We start from the raw sequence: 22,831 nt of genomic DNA, 5'->3' as shown, positions 1-22,831 counted from the left end.
AACCCCGCGGCCCGAACCGGCGGGCTGCCGCCATCCCGCCATCCCGCCATCCGAACCGTCCATGGAACCTGGGGGTGTGACATGAAGCATGTCCGCGAGTATCCGCATGCCAGCGGCACCGTTCGCGTGATCCCGTCCGGCCGGAGGAAGGGCAGCCTTGCCTCATCGGCCTCCCCCGTCACGGGAGCGCAGTACGCTCGGACGACGCATAGCCGTCCCCCAGTTGATGAGGCCGCGTGAGCAACCCAAGCCGGTTCGGACCGGACCACGGAGAGAGTGCTGGCCGCCGGGGCTCCCCCCGCCCCGGCTCCGCGGGCATGCCGTCCGGCGGGCAGCGCGGCGGGCCGTCCGGCTCGCCGACGCCCGGCCGGACGCCGCGTCCCGGCGGCAGGGCCGGCGGACGGGGCGGCGGGCCCGCGCGGATGGGCGGGGGCGGTGGCGGCGGACGCCGCCGCGGCACCCCGGCGACCTCCCGGTCGGGCCCCGGCGGGCCCCCGCCGCAGCACGGCCAGGGCGGTTCCGGCGGACGTCCGGGCGGCCCCGGGCGTCCGGGTGGGCCAGGCGGGCCAGGCGGGCCCGGAGGCCCGGGAGGTCCCGGCGGCCCGCCCGGAGGCCCGGGTGGCCCCGGTGGACGCGGTCCCGGTGGTCGCGGCCCAGGCGGTCCCGGCGGCGGTGGCGGGGACGACTTCTGGGGCGGCACCGAAGGACGCGGCCGCCGCGAGAAGCGTCCCGACGACCCGGACAAGAAGACCGGCTGGCGGCGGTACGTCCCGTCCTGGAAGATCACGGTCGCGGCCGTCAGCGTGCTGATCCTCGGCATATCCGTGCTCGTCGTCGTCGCCTACGCCAATACCCCGCTGCCGACGAAGAAGCAGCAGGACGCCCTCCGCCAGGAGTCGGTGATCACCTATTCGGACGGGTCGACGCTCGCCCGGATCGGCACCCACCGCGAGGACATCGCGCTCAAGGACGTCCCGCAGTTCGTCCAGAACGCGGTGCTCGCCGCGGAGGACCGCAACTTCTGGACCGAGCCGGGCATCTCGCCGACCGGCATCGCCGGCGCGATCTTCCGCGCCGCGACGGGCGGCGAGGTGGCGGGCGCCTCGACGATCACCCAGCAGCTGGCCCGCAACTACTGGGCCAACCTCAGCCAGGACCGCACGGTCAGCCGGAAGTTCAAGGAAATCCTCATCTCCGTCCGGATGGGCAAGGAGATGGACAAGAAGAAGATCCTTGAGCTGTACCTCAACACCGTCCCGTTCGGGCGGCGGTCCTACGGCGTCCAGGCGGCGTCCCGCGCGTACTTCCACAAGCCCGTCACCGAGATCAACGAGTCGCAGGCGGCGATGCTCGCCGCGATGATCCAGCGGCCGAACTACTTCGCCACCTACGGCCCGTCGTCCAACCCGGCCAAGCAGGCGCTGATTAACCGCTGGAACTACGTCCTGGACGGCATGGTCGAGAAGGGCTGGCTCGACCAGACCAAGCGCGCGGGGGCGAAGTTCCCGCAGACGCAGAAGAACTGGAGCGACGCCCCCGACGACCCGAACACCGGCTACCTCCAGGACCGCGTGCTCCGGGAGCTGAAGAGCCTCGGTATCGACGAGGCGCAGATGGAGAGCAGCGGGCTGAAGATCACGACGACCTTCGACAAGGGCCTGCAGGACTACATCAACAAGCTCGTCAAGCAGATGCGCAAGGAGAAGGGCCTCAAGTCCGACATCAAGTTCGGGCTCGCGACCATCGACAACAAGACGGGCGGTGTGCTGGCCGCCTACGGCGGGGCCGACTACCGCAAGCAGCAGTTCGACAACTCCTTCCAGGGCAACGTGCAGCCCGGTTCGTCGTTCAAGCCGATCGTGCTGGCCACCGCGCTCGACCAGGGCATCAGCCTGAAGACGACGATGGACGGCGGCTACAAGCGGACGATCAACGGCGCGACGTTCACCAACGACAGCCGGAGTGAGAACGGCGTCTACAACCTGAAGCAGATGACGGCGATGTCCATCAACACGGCGTACGTCGAGCTGGGGCAGAAGGTCCAGCTGACCAACGTCATCGACATGGCCAAGAAGATGGGCATCCCGAAGGAGACCGAGAACCTCAACCCGACCTATACCTCGCTGCCGCTGGGTGTCATCGACGCGAGCCCGGTCACGATGGCGTCGGTCTACTCGACGTTCGCGGCCGGCGGCAAGCACCGGCAGGCGCACGTGATCGCTAAGATCACGGACGCCCGGGGCAACGCGATCATGAACAACGAGCACAAGTCGCTGGAGAAGCTGCCCTGGCAGAAGCCGACCACGGCCTTCTCCGAAGGGGTGGCGGCGGACGCCACCTCCGCGATGCGGGCGGTCGTCACGTCCGGTACCGGTAAGGGCGCGAGCCTCGGTTCCCGTCCGGTCGCCGGCAAGACCGGTACCACGGACGAGAACAAGTCGGCCTGGTTCGTCGGCTACACGCCGGAGCTGTCGACGGCGTCGGCGATGTGGCGGGAGGACAAGAACGGCAAGCGCAAGTCGCTGATCGGCGTCGGCGGATACAACCAGGTCTACGGTGGTACGGTCCCGGCCGAGATGTTCAAGCGCTTCATGACGAAGGCGCTGGACGGCAAGGAGATCAGCCAGTTCCCGCCGCCGGTCAACGGCGGGCAGCTCGCCCCGTGGGCCAAGGCGAAGCCGGAGCCGAGCCCGTCGACCACGCCGAGCACGACGGCGACGCCGAGCTGCCGTCCGGGGCAGCAGAACCCGCAGCAGCCGGGCTGTACCCCGACGACGCCGACGACGCCGACCTCGCCGACGCCGACGACGGGGGCGGGCCAGCCCTGCAACGATTTCAACATGCCGATCGGCTGCGACCCCAACCTCCCGCCGGAAGGGGACAAGAGCCGGTGGTGCGCGAAGCCCGAGCACCGCAACGACCCCGCCTGCCGGGAGGAACCGGATCCGAACGGAGTCCAGGGCGGCTAGCGGAACCGGCATCGTGAGCGGCGGCCCGGAGCCCATGGCGGCTCCGGGCCGTTCCCGTGCCGAGCGGGAGGCGCGGCGCCCGGTGATCGCGGAGTGCCGCGGGACGAATAGTCTTGCTGTCCATGTCGTCGTCTTCTGAGAGGGTCGCGATGTCCGCCGGCAGCGACACGGCGGATCGTCCCGGCCGGCTGATGCGGCTCGCCCCGGTGCTGACGGGGCTCACCGCCCTCGTGTGCCTGCTCGGCTGGCTGCAGAAGCAACCGTGCGCGTCGGTGCGGTTCGACTTCCTCAAGACGACGGCGAACGCCTGCTACACCGACATCTACCCTCTCTACTACGTGCGCGGGCTGAGCGACGGCAAGATCCCCTACTTCGACGCGCTCCCCGGGTCCGACATCCACTATGTCGAGTACCCGGTGCTCAGCGGCGGTTTCATGCAGCTGGTCGCGTGGCTCGTCCAGCCGTTCGGGGTGGACGCGCGCGGGATGGCGTTCTACAACGTCACCGCGCTGATCCTCGCCGTCCTCGCCATCGTGGCCGTCCTCGCCACGGCGTACGCGGCGGGACGGCGCTCGCTGCGCGTCGGGCTGATGGTGGCGCTGTCCCCCGCGCTGCTGCTCACCGCCTACATCAACTGGGACCTGCTCGCGGTCGCGCTGTCCGCGCTGGCGGTCGCCGCGTGGGCGGCGCGCCGCCCGGCGCTCGCGGGCGCGCTGCTCGGGCTGGCGATCGCCGCGAAGTTCTACCCGCTGCTGTTCCTCGGCCCGCTGGTGCTGCTGTGCGTCCGCGCCGGGCAGTGGCGCGCGATGGGACGGCTGTTCGCCGGGACGGCCGGGGCCTGGCTGGCCGTCAACCTGCCCGTGATGGTCTTCGCGTGGGACGGCTGGAAGGAGTTCTACTCGTTCAGTCAGGAGCGCGGCATCGACTGGGGCTCCATCTTCTTCGTCCTGCAGGACCACGGGCTGGAGAAGCCCGCCGCCGACACCGGTCTGCTCAACATGCTCGGCACCGGGACGTTCCTCGTCCTCGCCGCCGGCATCGCCGTCCTCGCGCTCGCCGCGCCGCGCCGCCCGCGCCTCGCGCAGCTGATGTTCCTGGTGCTGGTCGCGTTCATGCTGCCGAACAAGGTCTGGTCGCCGCAGTACGTGCTGTGGCTGCTGCCGCTCGCGGCGATGGCCCGCCCGAAGCTGCCGGCGTTCGTCGCGTGGCAGGTCGGGGAGGTCGTGTACTTCTTCGGGATCTGGTGGTTCCTGCTGTCGGTGTCCGGCCAGACCCCGGGGCAGGACCTGTCCGGCACCATGTCGGCGGTGCTGAGCTTCGACGCGCCGGAGGGCGGCATCAGCCAGGACGTCTACTCGCTGGCCCTGCTCGCCCGGTTCGTGACCGTTCTGCTGCTCGCGGCGCTGGTGGTGCGGGACATCCTGCGACCGTCCGCGGACACCGTCCGGTCGGACGGCGAGGACGACCCGGCGGGCGGCCTCCTCGACGGCGCCGCCGACGTGATCTCGCTGGGACGCTGGCGCGGCGCGCGCCACGCCGGCGTCCCAGCGACGTCCTAGCCGACGCCGCCCTGGTCGCGCAGGGCCTCGGCGAACCATTCGAACGACGGGGTCATCGCAGGCCAGACGGGCCAGCCGTTGATGATGGCGATCAGCTGCCAGTACCGCTCGGCGCGCCGGTCGGTGCCGATCTCCGTCCGCCTCCGCAGCTCGCGCCGGAACTCGGCGCCGTCGGTGGCGCCGAAGGCGTCCGCGTAGGCGGCGACCAGCTCGTCGACGATGGGACGGGCCGCGTCCGAACCGGGCTCGATCCCGTCCGCGATCGCCGCCGCGACCTTCTCCCCCGTCAGCCTGCCGAGGTGCGCCGGGTCCTCCGGATAGGAGCCCTTCCCGATGTCGGCGGCCTGGTACTCGGCCATCCGCCGCACCGCCGCCCGGAAGTCCGGGTCGCCGACCAGTTCGGCCAGTTCGACCCAGGCGTCGACCTGCTCGGGTTCGGGGTCGTCGGGCAGGTCCGGCAGCGCGGACCGCATCTTCGCCTCGAAGTCGGGGTTCACGTCGAGTCCGGCGAACGACGCGTCGATGAAGTCGGTGATGATCCGCCGGCGCTCCTCGTCGGACAGCCGGGCGAGCTTGTGCATGAGTTCGATCTCCTCGGGGTCGGATCCGCGTTCGGCCACCGCCCGCAGCACGGCCCGGCGCAGCCGGAGCGTCCGGATCTGCGCGTCCAGCGCCTCCGCGTGCGCCGCCGCGACGTCCCCGACAGCGATCTCGCGGTCCAGCACCCGCTGGATCGTGCCGAGGTCGACGCCGAGGTCGCGCAGTGTCCGCACGAGATCGAGGCGTGCGGCGGCGTCCGCGTCGTACAGCCGGTAACCGGCTTCGGTACGGCAGGTGGGCGGCACGACACCCTCGTCGGAGTAGAACCGGATCGTCCGCACCGGAAGCCCGGTGCGCCGTGCCAGCTCCCCGATCGTGAACAAGGTGTCGCCGTCCATGCCCCTCACCTTGCGTCCTCCACCCACTGGAGACTCAAGCGCGAAGAACAGCGGCGCACCCCCACCCCCATGACGGTGCCGATGGCCGGCGTCGGGGTGGAGGTGGAGGTGGCGGGCGTCGCCCGGCTCGTCCGAGCGGTCAGTAGGTGGTGCCGCTGCTCGCGGCGAACATCGCGATGCCGAGGATGTAGAGGACCCAGAAGATCAGCCACCCCGCGCTGACCAGGTAGCCGAGGATCAGGCCGGTGACGGCCATGCCGTGGCCGCCCTCGCCGGTCCGCTTGATCTGGCTCAGCGAGACGTGCCCGAAGATGATCGCCAGGATGGACGTGACGCCGCAGGCGAAGAAACCGATGAGCCCGCACACGAGCGACGCGGTCGCCATGCCGTTCGTCGGCGGCGCGACCGGCACCGACCCCCCGTAGTAGTGGTGCTGCACGGCCGGGGGCTGCTGCGAGTACGACTGGGCGTAGGGGTCCTGCTGGCCGTAGCCGTAGGGGTCGTAAGGGGGCTGTGCCATGTGCATCCCGATCGGTTCGCGCGCCCGCCGCTGGAGAGAACGCGCGTGCGCTGGGGGCTGGGTTCCGGATTATGCCAGTGTGACGTGACCTTCTGATTTTGTCGTCAGGCTGGTCGTATACGGCTTAGATGTCGCGCACACGCTGCGGGTTCCAGTGACGCCCCCGACTTTCCCCGCTCAGAGCTTCGAACGCAACCACGAGATGTCGTCGGCCTGCCCCGCCGCTGGCGTCTCCACCACCACGGGGGCGCCCGCGGCCCGGACGACGCCCAGGATCAGCTCCGGGTCGATCTTCCCGTTGCCCAGGTTGGCGTGCCGGTCGGCTCCCGACCCGAACGCGTCGCGGCTGTCGTTGCAGTGCACCAGGTCGATGCGGCCGGTTATGGCCTTGATCCGGTCGACGGCGTCGACGAGTTCCTCACCCGCCGCGTGCGCGTGGCAGGTGTCGAGGCAGAAACCGAGCTTGGACTCCAGCCCCGGGACGCCGGACAGCACCTCCCACAACCGCGCGATCCGGTCGAACGTGCGGGCCATGGCGTTCCCGCCGCCCGCGGTGTTCTCGATGTAGACCGGAATCGGGCACTCGATCCGCTCGAACACCTTGCGCCAGTTCTCGAAGCCCGCCTCGGGGTCGTCGTCCTTCAGCACGTGCCCGCCGTGGACGATCAGCGCCGTGGCCCCGATGGACGCGGCCGCCTCCAGCTGCTGGGCGAGGTTCTTGCGGCTCGGGATGCGGATCCGGTTGTTGGACGTCGCCACGTTGATCGTGTACGGCGCGTGGACGAAGACGTCCACCCCGGAACCCGCCAGCGCCTCGACGCCCTCCGGCAGGACGGGCTTCTTCCAGCCCTGCGGGTCGCCCAGGAAGAACTGGACGACGTCCGCCCCGACGGCGCGGGCGTTGTCGAGCGGATTCTGCTGGTCGACGTGGGCTCCGATGCGCATGCCCACGAGCCTATCCGCGCGCTGCGACACCCGGCACGCCCGTCGCCGCCCGCGCGCGTCCGGCCGCCCGGGGCGGGGGGGCGGGTCAGATCGAGAAGCCTCCGTTGCTGAGCGCGAAGCCGGCGCCGATGAAGGAGGCGACCATCCCGATCACGTTCAGCCAGCGCTCGTTGGTCGTCGCGGAGATCATCTGCGAGTACAGCGCGAGGGGCAGCCCGATCACGCCGAGCACGGCGCCGGGGAAGTGGGTCGCGGGGATCCAGCCCAGGATGAGGGCGGCGATCCCGATGGTGACGGCGGCCACCGCCAGCACGTCCTGCAGCCGATGGGACTCCTGCCGGGTCTCGGTGCGGGCGGGCGCCCGCCTCGCGCCGGTTGCCTGCTGCGGCATCGGGAACCTCCTCAGGTCATGGCTCCCGCGCCTGGGGCGCATGGTGAACGCGGGACCGGACGGACCATGCCGGTAAAGGGATTCCCTTCCCGGGCGTAGATCAACCAGCGTGGGCGGGCGGAAAATGTCGGCGGCACCCGGTACTGTCGAACATGGATTCGAGAACACCGGCTCGGTCCGGCCCCCCGAGGGGAAGCGGGGGAGAGCAGGAGGTGCACACCGTGGTGACGAAAGCGGAGTTGGGGCTCATCGGGGACGCGGAGCTCGTGGAGGAGCTGTCCGTGCTGACGACCCAGACCGCCCGAATGCGCGCCCGCATGGCCGACATCATGGCGGAGCTGGAACGCCGCCGCTGTACCAAGACGGCCGCCCGTGCGCGGGCACGCCACTGACGTCCGCCGTCCGCGGAGGCGTTCGCCGTCCGCGGCGGCGTCCGGTGGAGACGGCGCCGCCGGCGCTCTGCGCCGCGAACCGGCCCGTACGCTGCCGACTGTTGGTAGCCTGTACCGGTCTCGTGGCAGGTGCCCCCGGCGATCCGGGGTCCGGCGCCGCCGCGAGGGACGCAACAGCCCTCCTGTCACGGAGAGACCGTGACCGCCTGAGTCCAGAGGAGGTAGGGACACAGCATGCGTCGTTACGAACTCATGACCATTCTCGACCCCGCCATCGACGAGCGCACCGCCAACACGGCGCTCGACCCGTTCCTGAAGGTCGTCCGGGACGGCGGCGGCACCGTGGAGAAGGTCGACGTCTGGGGCCGCAAGCGCCTGGCGTACGAGATCCAGAAGAAGTCCGAAGGCATCTACGCGGTGATCGACCTGTCGGCCGAGCCTGCCACGGTCAAGGAGCTCGACCGGCAGCTCAACCTGAGCGAGTCGATCCTGCGTACCAAGGTCATCCGCCCCGAGGTCCACTGAGCCGGGCTCAGCCCTCCAAGCAGCCGGAGCAAGCCCCATGGCAGGCGACACCGTAATCACGATCGTCGGGAACCTCGTCGAGGACCCGAATCTGCGCTTCACCCCGAGCGGCCAGGCGGTCGCCTCCTTCCGCATCGCCTCGACCCCGCGGTTCTTCGACCGCCAGTCGAACGACTGGAAGGACGGCGAGGCGCTGTTCCTGACCTGCAACGTCTGGCGGCAGGCCGCCGAGAACGTGGCCGAGACGCTGCAGCGCGGCATGCGGGTCATCGTCCAGGGACGCCTCAAGCAGCGGTCGTACGAGACCCGCGAGGGTGAGAAGCGCACCGTCTTCGAGATCGAGGTCGACGAGGTCGGCCCGTCGCTGCGCAACGCCACCGCCAAGGTCAACAAGACCCAGCGGCAGGGCGGCGGCGGTGGCGGCTTCGGCGGCGGCGGTGGCGGCGGCCAGGGCGGCGGCGGTTTCGGTGGCGGCGGCCAGGACGGCGGCTTCGGAGGCGGCGGCGGCCAGCAGGGCGGCGGCGGCTTCGGAGGCGGCGGCCAGCAGGGCGGCGGCGCCCCCGCCGACCCGTGGGCCACCGGCGGCGGTGCCGGCGGTGGCGGCGGCTACTCCGACGACCCGCCGTTCTAGTCCCGCCGCTCCGGCGCGACCACGGCAACATCCAGTACACGTCCATTCCCGCGTGAGCGGGGCTCTCCCAAAGGAGCACCACGATGGCGAAGCCACCTCCCCGCAAGCCGAAGAAGAAGGTTTGCGTTTTCTGCCAGGAGAAGATCTCCTACGTCGACTACAAGGACACGGGCCTGCTGCGGAAGTTCATCTCCGACCGCGGCAAGATCCGTGCCCGGCGGGTGACCGGCAACTGCACCCAGCACCAGCGGGACGTCGCCACGGCGATCAAGAACGCCCGCGAGATGGCGCTGCTGCCGTACACCAGCACGGCGCGCTGAGTCCGGGGGTTATAGATCATGAAGCTCATCCTGACCCAGCAGGTCTCCGGGCTCGGCGAGCCCGGTGACGTCATCGAGGTCCGCGACGGCTACGGCCGCAACTACCTCGTCCCCCGCGGGTTCGCGATCCAGTGGACCCGGGGCGCCGAGAAGCAGATCGACTCCATCAAGAAGGCGCGTTCGGCCCGCGAGATCGCGACCGTCGAGCACGCCAAGGAGGTCGCCGACCGGCTCGGCGGGCTGCGCGTCACGCTGCGCACCCGGACCGGCAGCAACGGCCGCCTGTTCGGCGCCGTGACCGCCGCCGACATCGCCGAGGCGGTCAAGGCCGCCGACGGTCCCGACCTGGACCGCCGCCGCATCGAGATCGGCAACCCGATCAAGACGGTCGGCACCCACCGGGTCAGCGTCCGCCTGCACAGCGACGTCAACGCCACGATCGACGTCGACGTCGTCGAGGCCTGACCCTCCGCACCGCACCGAACGGCCCCCGTCCCCACCAGGGCGGGGGCCGTTCTGCGTCCACCGACCGGGCCGGGTGGTGGCGGATCCCTGTAATGACTTGCACAAGGGCGGGGTGGCGGGCGTCCAAAAACGGGGGCGGCGCGCTGGGTTTCATGTGAAACGTCCCTGAACCGCCCTGTGTTTGGGGGATCGGCAGAGCGGCCATTACGTTCCGTGATCAGTGATCGCCGGAACGAGGGGGGACGGTGTTGATCGCGCATTCGGGGGACGGCGCGGACGACGGGGGGCAGGCCGGCCGGCCGGTGACCCGCCGGGCGATCATCGGCGGCGTGGCCGGGGCCGGCCTGCTGGAGATGCTGTCCATGGCGGCGCCGCTGCGGGATGAGGCCATGGCCGACGAGTCGGCCGCGGGCCGCGCCCTGTTCACGGCGGAGGCCCCGCACGTCTACACGCGTGCGCAGTGGAAGGCGCGGCCGCCCAGGCGGCCCGCCAAGGTCCTCGACCGGGCACCGGACCACATCATCGTCCACCACACGGCCACGGCGAACTCCAGCGACCGGTCCCTGTCCCACGCCTTCGCCCTGTCGCGGGGCATCCAGAACATCCACATGAACAAGAACGGCTGGGACGACACCGGCCAGCAGCTCACCATCAGCCGCGGTGGCATCGTGATGGAGGGGCGCAACCGCAGCCTGAAGTCGATCCGGGCCGGTGACCTCGTGGTCGGCGCGCAGGTACTGCACAACAACGACCACACGATCGGCATCGAGAACGAGGGGACGTACACGTCGCGGGCGGTGCCCGGCAGCCTGTGGAAGTCGCTGCTGGAAGTGTGCGTGTGGCTGTGCCGGGAGTACGGCCTCGATCCGTCCGAGGCCATCGTCGGGCACCGCGACTACAACAAGACGTCGTGTCCGGGGGACAAGCTGTACGCCCGGCTGCCGGAACTGCGCCGGGCGGTCGCCGCGCGCCTGGAGGGCGCCCCGAGTTCGAACAGCACGACCACGGACCCTGGCCTGTCGCTGTTCCCGGCCCTGGACGGCCTGACCTGACCCGGGCTCGACCGGATCAGGTGTCCGGGGTCGTGTAGCGGGTCCGGCGGCGGGCGATCTCGGGGTCGATGCCCTCGACCAGCGACCAGATGCCCGTCACCCGTTCCACGAGGGTCTCCGGAGGCAGTCCGGCCAGGCCCTCGGCCGCCAGGTCGTCGATCGCCTGCGTCAGCCGGGCCATCCGCTCGCCGTGTGTGGAACACATGTTCGAATAGTAGCGGGTGGGGCGGCCGGTGCGGGTGCGGTTTCGCCGAATCGGGTCAGCGGACGGCGCCGGTGACCAGCCAGCGGTCGCCGCGGGCGCGCAGGCCGAGGGTGATCCCGCGGGTCAGCATCCACAGGCCGATCGCCGACCAGAGGCCGACGATGCCCGCGTCCGCCCGGTACAGGACGATCGCGGCGGGCAGGAAGACGACGGTCGCGACCAGCGTCGTCACAGCGAGGTAGGCGCCGTCCCCGGCGCCGATCAGGATGCCGTCCAGGACGAACACCACGCCCGCGACGGGTTGCAGCACCGCGACGAGGAGCAGCGAGGCGAGCAGCAGGTGCCGGACGTCGCCGTCCGCGGTGAACAGGCCCGGCAGCCAGGGGCGCACGGCGAGGATGCCCAGCCCGAACACGATGCCGCAGCCGACGCCCCACCACACCATCCGGCGCGTGACTGCGCGCGTGCCCGTGATGTCGGACGCGCCCAAGTGGCGTCCGGTGATGGCCTGCCCGGCGATCGCGATGGCGTCGAGCGCGAACGCCAGCAGCGTCCACACCTGGAAGCCGACCTGGTAGGCGGCGATCTCCGCGTCCCCCATCCGGGCGGCGATCGACGTTCCGACGATGAGGACGACGCGCAGTGCGGCCGTCCGGACGAGGAGGCCGAAGCCCGCCTTGGCCGACGTCCGCAGCCCGTCCAGATCGGGACGGACCCGGGCGCCGTACCGGCGCGCCGCGCGCAGGACGACGGCCACGTAGACGGCCGCGCTGCCGGTCTGGGCGATCACGGTGCCCCAGGCGGAACCGGCGATCCCCCACTCCAGGACGATCACGAACACCACGTTGAGCAGCAGGTTCAGCGAAAACCCGCCGACGGCGACGAGGAGCGGTGTGCGGGTGTCCTGCAGGCCGCGCAGGACGCCGGTGCCGGCGAGCACGACCAGCATCGACGGGATGCCGAACAGGCTCACCCGGAGGTAGGTCTCGGCGTAGGGCGTCACGGTGGGGGACGCGCCGAACGCGTCCACGATCCAGGGGACGAGCGGCAGGCCGACGGCGATCAGCGCCGCCCCGATGGCGATCGCGAGCCACATCCCGTCGATGCCCTGCCTGATCGCGGCCGGCATGTTCCCGGCGCCGACCTGCCGCGCGACCCCGGCGGTCGTCCCGTAGGCGAGGAAGACGCACAGGTAGACGAGGGTGTTGAGGGCCTGACCCGCGACGCCGAGCCCGCCCAGCTGGGCGGTGCCGAGGTGCCCGATGATGGCCGAGTCGGACAGCAGGAACAGGGGTTCGGCGACCAGTGCGCCGAAGGCCGGCACGGCCAGGCGGAGGATCTCGCGGTCGTGCGTGGTCGCGAGCCGCCGGGATGTCGTCACCGCGTCGAGGCTATCACCGGCGTAACTGTCCTCATGACTTCAAGCCTTACATCGCCGAGCGCGGCCGACTTTCTTTCCCGCACAGCCGGTGGATGACGTTACCGCAGGTCAGTGCGCGGTCGCGCGCGTCGTCCACGGAGAATCCACAGAGTTGTCCACAGGTCGTGCACAACCAATGCGGCGTGTCTGCACAGGGAGTCCACAGGGTTGTCCACAGGCGGCTTTGCTCAGGGAGGCGCGGGGTCGGGAGAATGTCCGACGCGTCAGGTAGACGTTAGGGACGGTCGGCGATGGGCGGACGGGGCCGCCGCCCGGCTGAGACGAAGGGGGTGCGGCGGTGAGCGTGGCCGATATCGGATCGCAGGAGCACGAGTTCGAGCGCACCCCGCCGCACGACATCTCGGCGGAGCAGGGCGTGCTCGGCGGCATGCTGCTGTCCCCGGACGCCATCGCCGAGGTCGTCGAACTCCTGCGCACCCCCGACTTCTACCGTCCGGCGCACCAGATCATCTACGACGTCGTCCTCGACCTGTACGGCCGCGGCGACCCGGCCGACGCCGTCACCGTCGCCGGCGAGCTCACCAAGAACGGCGAGATCGCCCGCATCGGCGGCGCCCCCTACCTGCACACCCTCATCTCCCTGGTGCCCACGGCGGCCAACGCCGGGTACTACGCGAAGATCGTCCACGAGCGCTCGATCCTGCGCCGGCTGGTCGAGACCGGCACCCGCATCGTCCAGATGGGCTACGCCGCCGACGGCGCCGACGCCGACGACGTCCTCGACCGCGCCCAGGCCGAGGTCTTCGCCATCGCCGAGAAGCGCGCCGGCGAGGACTACGTCGCCCTCTCGGAGATCATGCCGGGCGCCCTGGACGAGATCGAGGCCATCGGCAGCCGCGGCGGCCAGATGGTCGGCTGCCCCACCGGCTTCGCCGACCTCGACGCCCTCACCAACGGCCTGCACCCCGGCCAGATGATCGTCGTCGCCGCCCGCCCCGCCATGGGCAAAGCGCTCGAATTGGGCACACCGCTGCCAACCCCCACAGGTTGGACGACGATGGGCGACGTGCGGGTGGGCGACCACCTGCTCGGCGCAGACGGCAGGCCGACCCGCGTCGTCGCCGCGACCGAGGTGATGCACGGCCGTCCCTGCTACGAGGTCGAGTTCTCGGACGGCGAGGTCATCGTCGCCGACGCCGAACACCAGTGGCGCACCACAACCACCGCCTCGTCGCCGCGCGCGGACGAGACCGCGTCCGGGTCCGGCGAGGGCGCGGCCGGCTCCGGCCGTATCCGCCAAGGCGCGCTCCCCGGCCGGACGCCGGGGGACTTCGAGGAGATCCTCCACATGGCGGTCTCCGGGCAGCGGGGCGACGGCATCGGACGAGCCGGGCCCGCTGTCGAGCCGGGGGCGAACGGCTCCGGCTTCACCCATTTCCTCGGCACCACCAGGAGCGTCGGCCGCTGGCCGACCAAGGAGATCAAGGCCCAGGCCGGAAGGGCGAGCGGGCACCGTTCGCCTGTCGGCAGGGTGCACCACCCGCACGGGTCGCCAGGGTCTACCGGCGCGGCCGGGACGGGGACGGATCTCGGGCACGGGCGATCCGCCTGCCTCGCCGTGGAGGCGGAGAGCGCGACCGGCACGTCCGTGACCAGGTCGTCCGAGGGGCATCGTCGGCTGATCCGGGACCGCGACGGCACCATGCCCGCCCCCCCGCACGCCGGCCGCTCGGCGCCCGGCGACCGCGCCGGGATCCGGACGACCGAGGAGATCTTCGCGGCGCTGCGGCATGAGGGACACCTTCTCCACGCCGTTGAGGTCGCCGCCGCCTTCGACCTCCCCGAGGCCGACCTCCCCATCGCCCCCTACGTCCTCGGCGTGTGGCTCGGGGCGGGAGAACCAGACACCGATCAGATCACCTGCCTGGACGGCGAGGTCATCGCCCAGATCGAGGCGACCGGCCAGCAGGTCGAATCCGAGCCGATTCCCGGCTGCTACCGCCTGCCTGGGGTGGGCGGCCACCTCGGCTCTCTCGGTCTGCTGTCCGGCGCGCACGTCCCGGCGGGATACCTGCGGGCGTCCACGGCCCAGCGGCGGGCGCTGCTGGCCGGGCTGCTCGACATCCGCGGGCACGTCTCCGCCGACGGAAGCGTCGACCTGCTGTTCTCCTCCGCGCGACTCGCCGAAGGGGTCCACGAACTCGTCCTCGGCCTCGGCCACCGCGCCGAGCTGGCGACCGGCCCCGCCGGAGACCTAGCGGACGAGCCGGTGCACGAGATCACCTTCACTCCCACCGCCGCGCGGGTGTTCCGGCTGCCGCGCAAAGTGGCCCGGCAGCGCACGGCCGCCCGCGCGAAGGCAGGCGTCCACGCGAAGGCGGGCGTCCACGCGAAGGCGGGCGTCCGCCACATCGTCGACGTCCGGCCCGTCGAGAGCGTGCCGGTGCGGTGCGTCCAGGTCGACAACGACGACCACATGTACCTGGCGGGGCGGCACTGCGTCCCGACGCACAACTCGACGCTCGCGCTCGACTTCGCCCGCGCCGCGTCCATCAAGCATGGCCTGACCTCGGCGTTCTTCAGCCTGGAGATGGGGCGCAACGAGATCACGATGCGGCTGCTGTCCGCGGAGGCGCGGGTGGCGCTGCACGCGATGCGGTCCGGCACCCTGCAGGACGAGGACTGGACGCGCCTCGCCCGCCGCATGAGCGAGGTCGCCGAGGCGCCGCTGTTCATCGACGACTCGCCCAACATGTCGATGATGGAGATCCGCGCGAAGTGCCGGCGCCTCAAGCAGCAGCACGACCTGCGCCTCGTCATCATCGACTACCTGCAGCTGATGACGTCCGGCAAACGGGTGGAGAGCCGCCAGGTCGAGGTCTCGGAGTTCTCCCGCTCGCTGAAGCTCCTCGCCAAGGAACTGGGCGTCCCGGTCATCGCGCTCTCCCAGCTCAACCGAGGCCCGGAACAGCGAACAGACAAAAAGCCCATGGTGTCCGATCTGCGCGAATCGGGATCTATCGAGCAGGATGCGGACATGGTGATTCTGCTGCATCGCGAGGACGCCTATGAGAAGGAGTCGCCGCGCGCCGGTGAGGCCGATCTGATCGTCGCCAAGCACCGCAATGGCCCGACCGCCACCGTCACCGTCGCGTTCCAGGGCCACTACAGCCGTTTCGTCGACATGGCCCAGTAGCCGCCTCCGAGCGCACGTCCCCACCTGCCCCAACACCGCATGCCCGGCGGCCGGGCGGTGATGGCGTGGCGCACCGTCCGCGTCGGGAGTCGGGAGTCGGGAGTCGGGGGTACTGCGTCGTCGGCGGCCCGTTCCCGGCATCGACGCTGAGAACCTTCGCCCGGTGGGACGGTTGCCGGTAACGATGGTGGGGGTCTCGACACGTACGGGGTGTCACCGCAGTGAAGGAGAGACCCGTGCGTCATGAGAGACCTTGCCATCGGGGCTTCGATGGATGATCGCGAGGCCGGGTTCGAGGCGATCTATGCCGCGACCTACGAGCCGATCCTGGGGTATGTGCTGCGGCGCTGCGCGTCCCCGGACGATGCCGCCGACGTGGTCGCCGAGACGTTCACGATCGCGTGGCGGCGGCTGGACGAGATCCCGCCCGGTGCGAGGGCGCGGCTGTGGCTGTACGGCGTCGCGCGCCGGGTGCTGGCCAATCACCGTCGGGACGAGGCGCGGCGTCGGCAGCGCACGACGAGCCTGCGCGACGAGATCGCGGCGGTCGAGACCGACCCCGTGGAGGCGTCGGCGATCGCCGCGGCGTTCCGCGGGCTGTCCGACGACGACCGCGAGCTGCTCGGGCTGGTCGCGTGGGAGGGGCTGGACCATTCCGCCATCGCGGCGGTACTCGGCTGCTCGGTGGGTGCCGCGCGCGTCCGGCTGCATCGGGCGCGCAAGCGCCTCGACCGCGCGCTGCGCTCCGATGCCAGGCCCGCGGCCGCCCAGCGTCCCATCACCGAACGGAGGTCCCTGACATGAAGCCCCATTCCACCGACGAGCTGGTGCGGTCGATGGCGCGCGTCCGCGACGAGTCCCTGGCGGGGTTCGCCGAACGGCCGGCCGCGCAGAGCCTGAAGGAGGACGTCGTCCGGGACGGGACCGGGCCCGCGTCCAGGGCGGTGAAGCCGGCGCGCTTCCGGCTGGGCGTGCGGCTCGCCGCCGTCGGGGTGCTGGCGGCGGTCGCCGTGGCCGGCGTCGCCCTGCGCGGGGCGGACGACGCCGGACCGGCCGGGGCACCGCCCGCGGACATCGCGCTCGGTACTCCCGCCGAGGCCGCGCACGTCCTCGACCGGGCCGCCGCGGTCGCCGCGACCAGGCCGTCCGCCGCGGCGGAGCCGCGCCAGTGGGTCTACACGAAGATGCGGCTGACGTCGGCTGCGAAGCCCGCCGGGCTCGTCACCGGAGGCCCGTACAAGACGGAGACCTGGGAGGTGTGGCGGCGCGGCGACGGCAAGCGGTACACCGCCTACGAGGATGGCAAGCCGAGGGCCGGACACGAGCGGGTGTCCTCCGCCGTCGCGACCAGGTTCGAGCCGCTGCCCAGTGATCCGGGGGCGCTGCTGCGGAAGGTCCGCGGGGGGCCCAAGGGCGGGGGCGGTGACCAGATGGCCTACGAGACGCTGGTCACGATCCTGCGGGACAGCCTCCACTCCCCGGAGACGGAGGCGGCGATCTTCCAGGCGATCAAGCTGGTCCCCGGTGTGACGCCGGTGGAGGGCGAGGTCGACATCGCCGGCCGGCCGGCGATCGCCCTCGGCCTGACGGTGGACGGGTGGCTGCACGAGGAGGTGCTGCTCGATCCGAAGACGTTCGCCTACCTCGGGGAGCGGGCGATCGCGGTGAAGACCCGCACGTTCGCGTCGGAGGGCGATCCCACGGTCACGGTGAAGGCGGGGACGCTGCAGCGCCTCATGGTCCGTGTCGCGATCGGGGTCGTCGGGAAGTCGGGTCAGCGCCCCTGAACGAGCGCCCGCGGCCCCGCCGCACAGGCGGGGCCGCGCCGCGCAGGCCGCGCAGGCCGTGCCGCGCGGGCGGGGCCGCGCTGGGCGGGCCGGGCGGGCCGTGCCGGGCGGGCCGTGCAGCGCCGGCGGGGCTGGGCGGGCGGGGTTGCGGGCTAGGTGTCGAGGCCGGACGGGCAGGACGTGGGGGTGCGGTTGGTCAGGATCGTCAGGGCCTGTTCGCACCAGCGGAGGTTCTCGCGTTCGAAGGCGAGGCCGCGCATCAGGGTGAGGTAGGGGCCGATGCGGTCGGCGGTGGCGAGGTGCTCCTGCTCGGTGCGGCCGTCCAGGAGGCGGGCGCGGAGGCGTTCGAAGCGGGCGACCTTGGACTCGGCCCAGGTCATGCGCTCGCGGATCGCGTTCATGACCGCCCTGGCGTCGCCGGCGTCGACCGCCTGCACCTGGACCATGAGCTCTTCGCGGATCGCCCCCGGGCGGGGCGGCGTGGCGGTGAAGTCGTGCAGGGCGCGGCGGCCGGAGACGGTCAGGGAGTACAGGCGCTTGTTGGGACGGCGTTCCTGCTGGACGACGCGGGCCTGGATGAGGCCCTCGACCGCCATCTTGTCCAGTTCCCGGTAGAGCTGCTGCGGGGTGGCCATCCAGAAGTTGGCGACCCCGGCGTCGAAGCTCTTCGCCAGGTCGTATCCCGATGCCTCGCCCTCCAGGAGCGTGGCGAGGACCGCGTTGCGCAGCGACATGGCTACGAGCGTAGCGGCGGCGGTGGGTGCTTCGGCCATTAATCAACTTCGTGACTATCCGCATGCCGCGCCGCGCTGGACTGGCGGGTGCGGCCGCGACTAGTGTTATCCGCACCTAGTCAACTAGTTTCATATCGGGGGGCTCTCATGCATCCGTTCCGCCGAGCGGTGGAGACCGGCGACGTCGCGGCCCTGGAGGCGCTGTTCGCGGCGGACGCCGTGTTCACGAGCCCGGTGGTGTTCAAGCCGTACGAGGGGAGGGCGATCACCGCGGCGATCGTGCGCGGCGCGGCGCGGGTGTTCCAGGACATCCGCTACACGCGGGAGATCGCCGGCACGGACGGCCGCGACTACGCGCTCATGTTCCAGGCGACGGTGAACGGCCTCCAGGTACAGGGCTGCGACTTCCTGCACATGGACGAGGACGGCCTGATCGACGACCTCACCGTGATGGTGCGCCCGCTCTCGGCCGCCAAGGCGCTCGCCGAGGCGATGGGCGCGCAGTTCGATCAGATAGAGCGCGAGGCGTCCGGCGCCCAGGCGGCCGCGGCAGAACCGCAGTAGGGCCTGCCCCGGCCGGTGCTCCGGTCAGGTCGCGGGCAGGTGGGAGCGGCGGGCGGGACGGTCGAAGATGAGTTCGCGGCCGTCCTCCTCGTCCCATTGCTCGCCGATGTAGGTGAAGCCCTGGCCCGCGATCGTGGCGAGGGACGCCTTGTTGTCCGGGCTGATCGTGGCGCGGACGGTCGTGACGGAGGGCTCGGTGGCGGCGCGTTCCAGGAGGGCGGCGAGCATCGCGCGGGCGTAGCCCTTGCGGCGGTGGGCCGGGTCGACGGAGTAGGCGATCGTGACCGTGCCGTTCTCCGGTGCTCCGTGGAAGCCGGCGTGGCCGACGACCTGCCCGTCCGGTTCCGCGACGGCGGCCCGGACGATCCAGGGGGCGTGGGACGGGTCACTGCCGAGCTGGGCGAGGCGGAAGGCCCAGAGCGACTTCGCCTCGTCGGTCGTGAAGTAGCCGGTGAGGGGGATCCCGGCCGCGGCACTGGCGAGCGGCAGGTCCGCGTCCAGTAGTGCGGTCATCGCGGCGGGCGGGAGTTCTGCGAGCCGGATCGCGGGAGGCATAGGCGGGTTCCTTTCGGGCGGGGGCCGAGCCCGCGGCCGGGCGTGCCGCGGCCGCGAGCGATCTACCGGCTCTTCGCGTGGTGGTCGGCGAGCCGGGCCAGCAGGCCGGTGAGCTGATCGCGTTCGGCCGGGGAGAGCGGCGCGAGAAGCTCCTCCTGGATGCCGGTCAGGACCCCGTCCAGCTCCAGGAGGTGGCGGGTGCCGTCGGCGGTGAGCGTGACGATGTTGCGGCGCCGGTCGGACGGGTCGGGGGTGCGGTCGACGAACCCCTGGGCGGCGAGTTCGTTCAGCGCGGCGACGACGTCGCTGCGGTCGACCGCGGTGGCGCGGCCGAGTGCGGCCTGACTGGACGGGCCGTACTCGTCGAGGGCGGCGAGCAGCCGGTAGTGGTACCCGCGGGCGCCCGCCGCGGCGAAGCCGGCGCCGACCAGGCGATGGCTGTGCGCCGAGACGAGACTGATCAGCCAGCTCGGGGTATGCCGGAGGCGCGCGGGCGTCCGGGCGTCGGCCGTCGTCATGCCGCCCAGTGTACGGGCTTGTTGGCGTGGCCAACGATATGTATTGTTGGTTGCGCCAATGTTGGCCCGACCAATACAGGAGTGGTCATGGACGACCGTCAGCAGCTGTCCGCGCTCGTCAGCCGCCTCGGGCGGTGGCTGGACGACAAGAACTTCGGCGACGGACGCGCCCTGTTCGCCGAGGACGCGGAGGTGCACACCCCCGGCGGTGTCTCGAAGGGCGTCGACGCCCTCACCGCGCAGGCGCGCCGCAACCACACGGTGCCGACCCAGCACTTCATCACCAATCCGCTCATCGACGTGGACGGCGACAAGGCCGCGATCAGCGCGAACCTGCTCGTCGTCTTCGCGCACGACCAGGGGCCACGCATGCTGGGCGAACGCTACGACCTGCACGCCGCCCGGACGCCGAACGGCTGGCGCCTCACCCGAATCCAAGCCCGCACAATCTGGGAGGCGACCCACGCCACAGCACAACCCACTCCAGCGTGACGTGTCAGGGGGACGTGAGGTCGTCCGAGAGGGCGCGGAGGCGGCCTCGGGCTCCAGAGTCGTATGCCTGGGCGTCCGCGCGGGTCTCCTGGAGGCCGTTGAAGAAGCGGCCGGAGACGTCGTCCAAGGCCGGGTCGGTGACGAGGCGGTGCGTGGCCTCGACGCCCTCTTCGAGGGTGCTGGCCGGCGCGGAGACCATCTTGGTCGGCATGAAAGTGGCCGGGTGCAGGGCGTTCGCGGTGACGCCGGTCCCCGCGAGCTCGTCGGCGAGGTCGATCGTGAACAGTACTTGCGCGAGCTTGCTCTGGCAGTACGCGCCGAAGCCGCGGTAGTGGCGCTTCAGCATCACGTCGTCGAAGTCGATCGCCTGCTGGCCGAGGCTGCTGACGTTGACGATCCGGGCCGGGGCCGAGGAGATCAGGGTCGGCAGCAGCAGTCGTGTCAGCAGATATCCGGACAGGTAGTTCACGGCGAACGTCAGCTCGTGGCCGTCCGCGCTCGCCTGCCACGAGTCGGGTCCGGCGATGCCCGCGTTGTTGACCAGGACGTCCAGGCGCGGATGGTCGGCGCGGACGGCCTCGGCGAGCGCGCGGGTCTCGGCCAGCGACGACAGGTCGGCGCGGTACCAGGACGACCGGCCGCCGATCTCCCGGAGGGCCGCCTTGCCGCGCTGGTCGTCCCGTCCGTGGACGAGGACGGTCGCGCCTTCGGCGGCCAGTTGCGCGGCCAGGGCGCGACCGAGGCCGTCGGTCGCGCCCGTGACGAGAATGGTCTGCTGATCGATGGGACGCATGTCCTCCATCGTGCTCGGCGCGAGCGCCGGATAACAGCGCCGCCCGGCCCGTCGTCCAGTCGCCAAGATGCACCAGCTGCGTTGACCTGCGGCGTGTTGTTGTTATGAGCACGTCGAAAACAACAACACGCCGCAGATCAACGATGTGGGGCACCGCGTTAGGGGCGGTCGAGGAAGTCTCGGATGAGTTTGACGAACTCGTCCGGCCGTTCCATCGGCACGACGTGCCCGCTGTCGAGTTCGATGTACTCGCTGCCGGCGATGCCCGCGGCCAGCTCCCGGTGGTTGCCGACGGGGACCGTCCGGTCCTGCGCGCAGCCGATGACCAGGGTGGGCGCCTCGATCTTCGGGAGCAGCCCCCGGATGTCGAGGCGCCGCAGGAGGTCGAGCTGGCGCAGCCGGGCGCCGGTCGGACGCATGAAGCCGTGGAGCTGCTCGACCGTCTCGTGCCCCACGCTGGCCAGGAACGGCGGGCTGTAGGCGGCGAGGGTGCCGAGGCGTCCGAACCCCTCGGGGCTGGCGGTGAGGCTGAGCCACGCGTCGACCAGCTGCCGGAGGTACTCGTCGCCGCTGTGCGCGAGGCCCGCGACCGGGACCAGGCGCCGGACGAGGTCGGGACGCAGCGCGGCGGCCGCGGCGGCCGTCGGCGCGCCCATCGAGAAGCCGACCAGGTCCGCCGGCGCGCCGCCGGCGTCCTCGATCACGGCGATGACCTGGGCGGCGAGGGCTTCGATGGTCAGCGGCGAGCCGTCGTCCTCGGCGGTGTCGGAGCCGGCCAGGTCCGGCAGGATCACGGTGTTGCGGTCGGTGAACCGGTCGGCGAGCGCGTCCCACATGCCGGCGCCGGGGCCCACGCCGTGGACGAGGACGAGTGCGGGCCCGGAGCCCTGCGTCCGGTAGCCGATCCGGGTGTTTCCAACGGTCAGGTTCGTCATGTCACCGACGCTGCCAGCGGGCGGCCGGCATGAGGAGCGGACCGCCGTGGCTAGGACAGGCGGTCCGGGTCTCGGCCGGGGCCCGAGCGCGGAAGATGGAGGCATGCAGATGAACCGCCGCGATCTCGCCGACTTCCTCCGCCGCTCGCGGGAGCGGCTGCGCCCGCAGGAGGTGGGTCTCGCGGCGGGCCCGCGGCGCCGGACGCCGGGGCTGCGCCGCGAGGAGGTGTCGCAGCTCGCGGGCATGTCCGCCGACTACTACATGCGGCTCGAGCAGGCGCGGAGCCCGCAGCCGTCCGCCCAGGTGCTGACCGCGCTCGCCCGCGCGCTGCGGCTGACCGCGGACGAGCGCGACCACCTGTACGTCCTCGCCGGGCACCGGCCGCCCGCCGGTCCCTTCGCCGGCGAGTACGTCCGGCCCGGCCTGCTCTACCTGCTGGACCGGCTGGACGAGACGCCCGCGCACATCATCGGCGACCTCGGTGACCTGCTCGCGCAGAACGCCATGGCCGAATCCCTTTTCGGGTGCGTTTGTACCGTCGAGGGGCCGGATCGCAACATCATCTGGCGCTGGTTCACCGACCCGTTCGTCCGCGAGGCGTACCCGCCGGAGGAGCACGAGCACTACAGCCGCGTGCACGTCGCCGACCTGCGCGCCGCCGTCGCGCGCCGCGGCGGCGACGAACCGGCGCGGGCGCTCGTCCGGCGCCTGCGGGAGGCCAGCGACGCGTTCACCCGGCTCTGGGACCTGCACGAGGTCGCCGTCCGCCGCACCAGCCGGATGAGGGTGCTGCACCCGCAGGTCGGGCCGATCGAGTTCGACGCGGAGGTCCTGCTCACGCCCGCCGAGGACCAGCGCCTCGTCGTCTTCACCCCGCCGCCCGGCACCGCGGCGTCCGACGCCCTCGCACTGCTGCGCGTCGTCGGCCCCGAAACCGCGCACCGCAGCCACGTCCATCCCTGA

At 71.6% G+C, this 22,831-nt stretch carries 25 protein-coding genes; 14 read left to right on the top strand and 11 right to left on the bottom strand.

Going from position 1 to position 22,831, the window contains the following annotated elements; genetic code table 11:
- Positions 1 to 236: 236 nt before the first annotated feature.
- Both ABZ806_RS04800 and ABZ806_RS04795 read left to right on the top strand, forming a co-directional pair.
- A complete protein-coding gene (locus ABZ806_RS04800) occupies positions 237 to 2,969 on the top strand; it encodes a transglycosylase domain-containing protein (protein WP_500215379.1) in 2,733 nt (910 codons plus the stop codon).
- Between the two features lie 122 nt (positions 2,970 to 3,091).
- Positions 3,092 to 4,528: a glycosyltransferase family 87 protein gene (locus ABZ806_RS04795; protein WP_500215378.1), complete on the top strand. Its 1,437-nt coding sequence runs from the start codon at positions 3,092 to 3,094 to the stop codon at positions 4,526 to 4,528.
- Here the strand turns inward: ABZ806_RS04795 and ABZ806_RS04790 are convergent.
- The 4 genes from ABZ806_RS04790 to ABZ806_RS04775 all read right to left on the bottom strand — a co-directional run bounded on the left by ABZ806_RS04790 (position 4,525) and on the right by ABZ806_RS04775 (position 7,322).
- On the bottom strand, positions 4,525 to 5,466 hold the full coding sequence (locus tag ABZ806_RS04790; protein ID WP_500215377.1) for a MerR family transcriptional regulator: 942 nt from the start codon (positions 5,464 to 5,466) through the stop codon (positions 4,525 to 4,527). The two genes, ABZ806_RS04795 and ABZ806_RS04790, sit on opposite strands and share 4 nt — an antisense overlap.
- A gap of 139 nt (positions 5,467 to 5,605) precedes the next feature.
- Positions 5,606 to 5,986, bottom strand: a complete 381-nt coding sequence (locus tag ABZ806_RS04785; protein ID WP_500215375.1) for a DUF4190 domain-containing protein — start codon at positions 5,984 to 5,986, stop codon at positions 5,606 to 5,608.
- A 177-nt stretch (positions 5,987 to 6,163) separates the two neighbouring features.
- Positions 6,164 to 6,931: a deoxyribonuclease IV gene (locus ABZ806_RS04780; protein WP_500215373.1), complete on the bottom strand. Its 768-nt coding sequence runs from the start codon at positions 6,929 to 6,931 to the stop codon at positions 6,164 to 6,166.
- Positions 6,932 to 7,016: 85 nt separating this feature from the next.
- On the bottom strand, positions 7,017 to 7,322 hold the full coding sequence (locus ABZ806_RS04775; RefSeq protein WP_500215371.1) for a hypothetical protein: 306 nt from the start codon (positions 7,320 to 7,322) through the stop codon (positions 7,017 to 7,019).
- A 221-nt stretch (positions 7,323 to 7,543) separates the two neighbouring features.
- On the opposite strand from ABZ806_RS04775, the gene ABZ806_RS04770 reads away from it, so the two are divergent.
- The 6 genes from ABZ806_RS04770 (at position 7,544) to ABZ806_RS04745 (ending at position 10,707) form a co-directional block, all read left to right on the top strand.
- Positions 7,544 to 7,714: a hypothetical protein gene (locus ABZ806_RS04770; RefSeq protein WP_500215369.1), complete on the top strand. Its 171-nt coding sequence runs from the start codon at positions 7,544 to 7,546 to the stop codon at positions 7,712 to 7,714.
- A 234-nt stretch (positions 7,715 to 7,948) separates the two neighbouring features.
- The gene (rpsF, locus tag ABZ806_RS04765; protein WP_067628213.1) at positions 7,949 to 8,239 is read left to right on the top strand and encodes a 30S ribosomal protein S6; all 291 of its coding nucleotides are present in this window, start codon (positions 7,949 to 7,951) and stop codon (positions 8,237 to 8,239) included.
- Between the two features lie 37 nt (positions 8,240 to 8,276).
- Positions 8,277 to 8,870 carry a single-stranded DNA-binding protein gene (locus ABZ806_RS04760; protein WP_500215367.1) on the top strand — a complete coding sequence of 198 codons (594 nt, stop codon included), beginning with the start codon at positions 8,277 to 8,279 and terminating at the stop codon, positions 8,868 to 8,870.
- 83 nt (positions 8,871 to 8,953) lie between these two features.
- Positions 8,954 to 9,190, top strand: a complete 237-nt coding sequence (gene rpsR, locus ABZ806_RS04755) for a 30S ribosomal protein S18 (protein ID WP_019631633.1) — start codon at positions 8,954 to 8,956, stop codon at positions 9,188 to 9,190.
- Between the two features lie 18 nt (positions 9,191 to 9,208).
- The gene (rplI, locus tag ABZ806_RS04750; RefSeq protein WP_500215366.1) at positions 9,209 to 9,655 is read left to right on the top strand and encodes a 50S ribosomal protein L9; all 447 of its coding nucleotides are present in this window, start codon (positions 9,209 to 9,211) and stop codon (positions 9,653 to 9,655) included.
- Between the two features lie 389 nt (positions 9,656 to 10,044).
- Entirely contained in the window at positions 10,045 to 10,707 is a 663-nt protein-coding gene (locus tag ABZ806_RS04745; RefSeq protein ID WP_500215510.1) for a peptidoglycan recognition protein family protein, read from the top strand.
- A gap of 16 nt (positions 10,708 to 10,723) precedes the next feature.
- Here ABZ806_RS04745 and ABZ806_RS04740 read toward each other — a convergent pair whose 3' ends face one another.
- Positions 10,724 to 10,912, bottom strand: a complete 189-nt coding sequence (locus tag ABZ806_RS04740) for a hypothetical protein (RefSeq protein ID WP_500215365.1) — start codon at positions 10,910 to 10,912, stop codon at positions 10,724 to 10,726.
- A 55-nt stretch (positions 10,913 to 10,967) separates the two neighbouring features.
- Positions 10,968 to 12,293 carry an MATE family efflux transporter gene (locus ABZ806_RS04735; protein WP_500215364.1) on the bottom strand — a complete coding sequence of 442 codons (1,326 nt, stop codon included), beginning with the start codon at positions 12,291 to 12,293 and terminating at the stop codon, positions 10,968 to 10,970.
- A 337-nt stretch (positions 12,294 to 12,630) separates the two neighbouring features.
- Between ABZ806_RS04735 and dnaB the strand changes: the two genes are divergently transcribed.
- The 3 genes from dnaB (at position 12,631) to ABZ806_RS04720 (ending at position 17,276) form a co-directional block, all read left to right on the top strand.
- Positions 12,631 to 15,489, top strand: a complete 2,859-nt coding sequence (gene dnaB / locus ABZ806_RS04730; protein ID WP_500215363.1) for a replicative DNA helicase — start codon at positions 12,631 to 12,633, stop codon at positions 15,487 to 15,489.
- Between the two features lie 270 nt (positions 15,490 to 15,759).
- Complete coding sequence (locus tag ABZ806_RS04725) at positions 15,760 to 16,293, top strand: RNA polymerase sigma factor (RefSeq protein ID WP_500215361.1); 534 nt, start codon at positions 15,760 to 15,762, stop codon at positions 16,291 to 16,293.
- Positions 16,290 to 17,276 carry a CU044_5270 family protein gene (locus ABZ806_RS04720; RefSeq protein WP_500215359.1) on the top strand — a complete coding sequence of 329 codons (987 nt, stop codon included), beginning with the start codon at positions 16,290 to 16,292 and terminating at the stop codon, positions 17,274 to 17,276. The genes ABZ806_RS04725 and ABZ806_RS04720 overlap by 4 nt, the downstream gene beginning before the upstream one ends.
- A 152-nt stretch (positions 17,277 to 17,428) precedes the next feature.
- Here the strand turns inward: ABZ806_RS04720 and ABZ806_RS04715 are convergent, their stop codons facing one another.
- The gene (locus ABZ806_RS04715) at positions 17,429 to 18,010 is read right to left on the bottom strand and encodes a PadR family transcriptional regulator (RefSeq protein WP_500215358.1); all 582 of its coding nucleotides are present in this window, start codon (positions 18,008 to 18,010) and stop codon (positions 17,429 to 17,431) included.
- A 147-nt stretch (positions 18,011 to 18,157) separates the two neighbouring features.
- On the opposite strand from ABZ806_RS04715, the gene ABZ806_RS04710 reads away from it, so the two are divergent.
- Positions 18,158 to 18,574, top strand: a complete 417-nt coding sequence (locus ABZ806_RS04710; RefSeq protein WP_500215356.1) for a nuclear transport factor 2 family protein — start codon at positions 18,158 to 18,160, stop codon at positions 18,572 to 18,574.
- A gap of 24 nt (positions 18,575 to 18,598) precedes the next feature.
- Here the strand turns inward: ABZ806_RS04710 and ABZ806_RS04705 are convergent, their stop codons facing one another.
- Together ABZ806_RS04705 and ABZ806_RS04700 are read right to left on the bottom strand one after the other, a co-directional pair.
- Entirely contained in the window at positions 18,599 to 19,129 is a 531-nt protein-coding gene (locus ABZ806_RS04705) for a GNAT family N-acetyltransferase (protein ID WP_500215354.1), read from the bottom strand.
- Between the two features lie 62 nt (positions 19,130 to 19,191).
- Positions 19,192 to 19,647 (bottom strand): MarR family winged helix-turn-helix transcriptional regulator, encoded by a 456-nt coding sequence (locus ABZ806_RS04700; RefSeq protein ID WP_500215353.1) that lies wholly within the window; start codon positions 19,645 to 19,647, stop codon positions 19,192 to 19,194.
- Positions 19,648 to 19,734: 87 nt separating this feature from the next.
- Here ABZ806_RS04700 and ABZ806_RS04695 point away from each other — a divergent pair, with 87 nt between their 5' ends.
- The gene (locus ABZ806_RS04695) at positions 19,735 to 20,139 is read left to right on the top strand and encodes a nuclear transport factor 2 family protein (RefSeq protein ID WP_500215351.1); all 405 of its coding nucleotides are present in this window, start codon (positions 19,735 to 19,737) and stop codon (positions 20,137 to 20,139) included.
- Positions 20,140 to 20,143: 4 nt separating this feature from the next.
- Here the strand turns inward: ABZ806_RS04695 and ABZ806_RS04690 are convergent, their stop codons facing one another.
- Both ABZ806_RS04690 and ABZ806_RS04685 read right to left on the bottom strand, forming a co-directional pair.
- Positions 20,144 to 20,932 (bottom strand): SDR family NAD(P)-dependent oxidoreductase, encoded by a 789-nt coding sequence (locus ABZ806_RS04690; protein ID WP_500215350.1) that lies wholly within the window; start codon positions 20,930 to 20,932, stop codon positions 20,144 to 20,146.
- Between the two features lie 158 nt (positions 20,933 to 21,090).
- Positions 21,091 to 21,867, bottom strand: a complete 777-nt coding sequence (locus ABZ806_RS04685; RefSeq protein ID WP_500215349.1) for an alpha/beta fold hydrolase — start codon at positions 21,865 to 21,867, stop codon at positions 21,091 to 21,093.
- A gap of 109 nt (positions 21,868 to 21,976) precedes the next feature.
- Here ABZ806_RS04685 and ABZ806_RS04680 point away from each other — a divergent pair, with 109 nt between their 5' ends.
- The gene (locus ABZ806_RS04680; RefSeq protein WP_500215348.1) at positions 21,977 to 22,831 is read left to right on the top strand and encodes a helix-turn-helix transcriptional regulator; all 855 of its coding nucleotides are present in this window, start codon (positions 21,977 to 21,979) and stop codon (positions 22,829 to 22,831) included.

Source organism: Spirillospora sp. NPDC047418 (assembly GCF_040643275.1).
In the GTDB taxonomy this organism is placed as follows: domain Bacteria; phylum Actinomycetota; class Actinomycetes; order Streptosporangiales; family Streptosporangiaceae; genus Spirillospora.
This window is presented reverse-complemented; position numbering and strand designations above follow the sequence as displayed.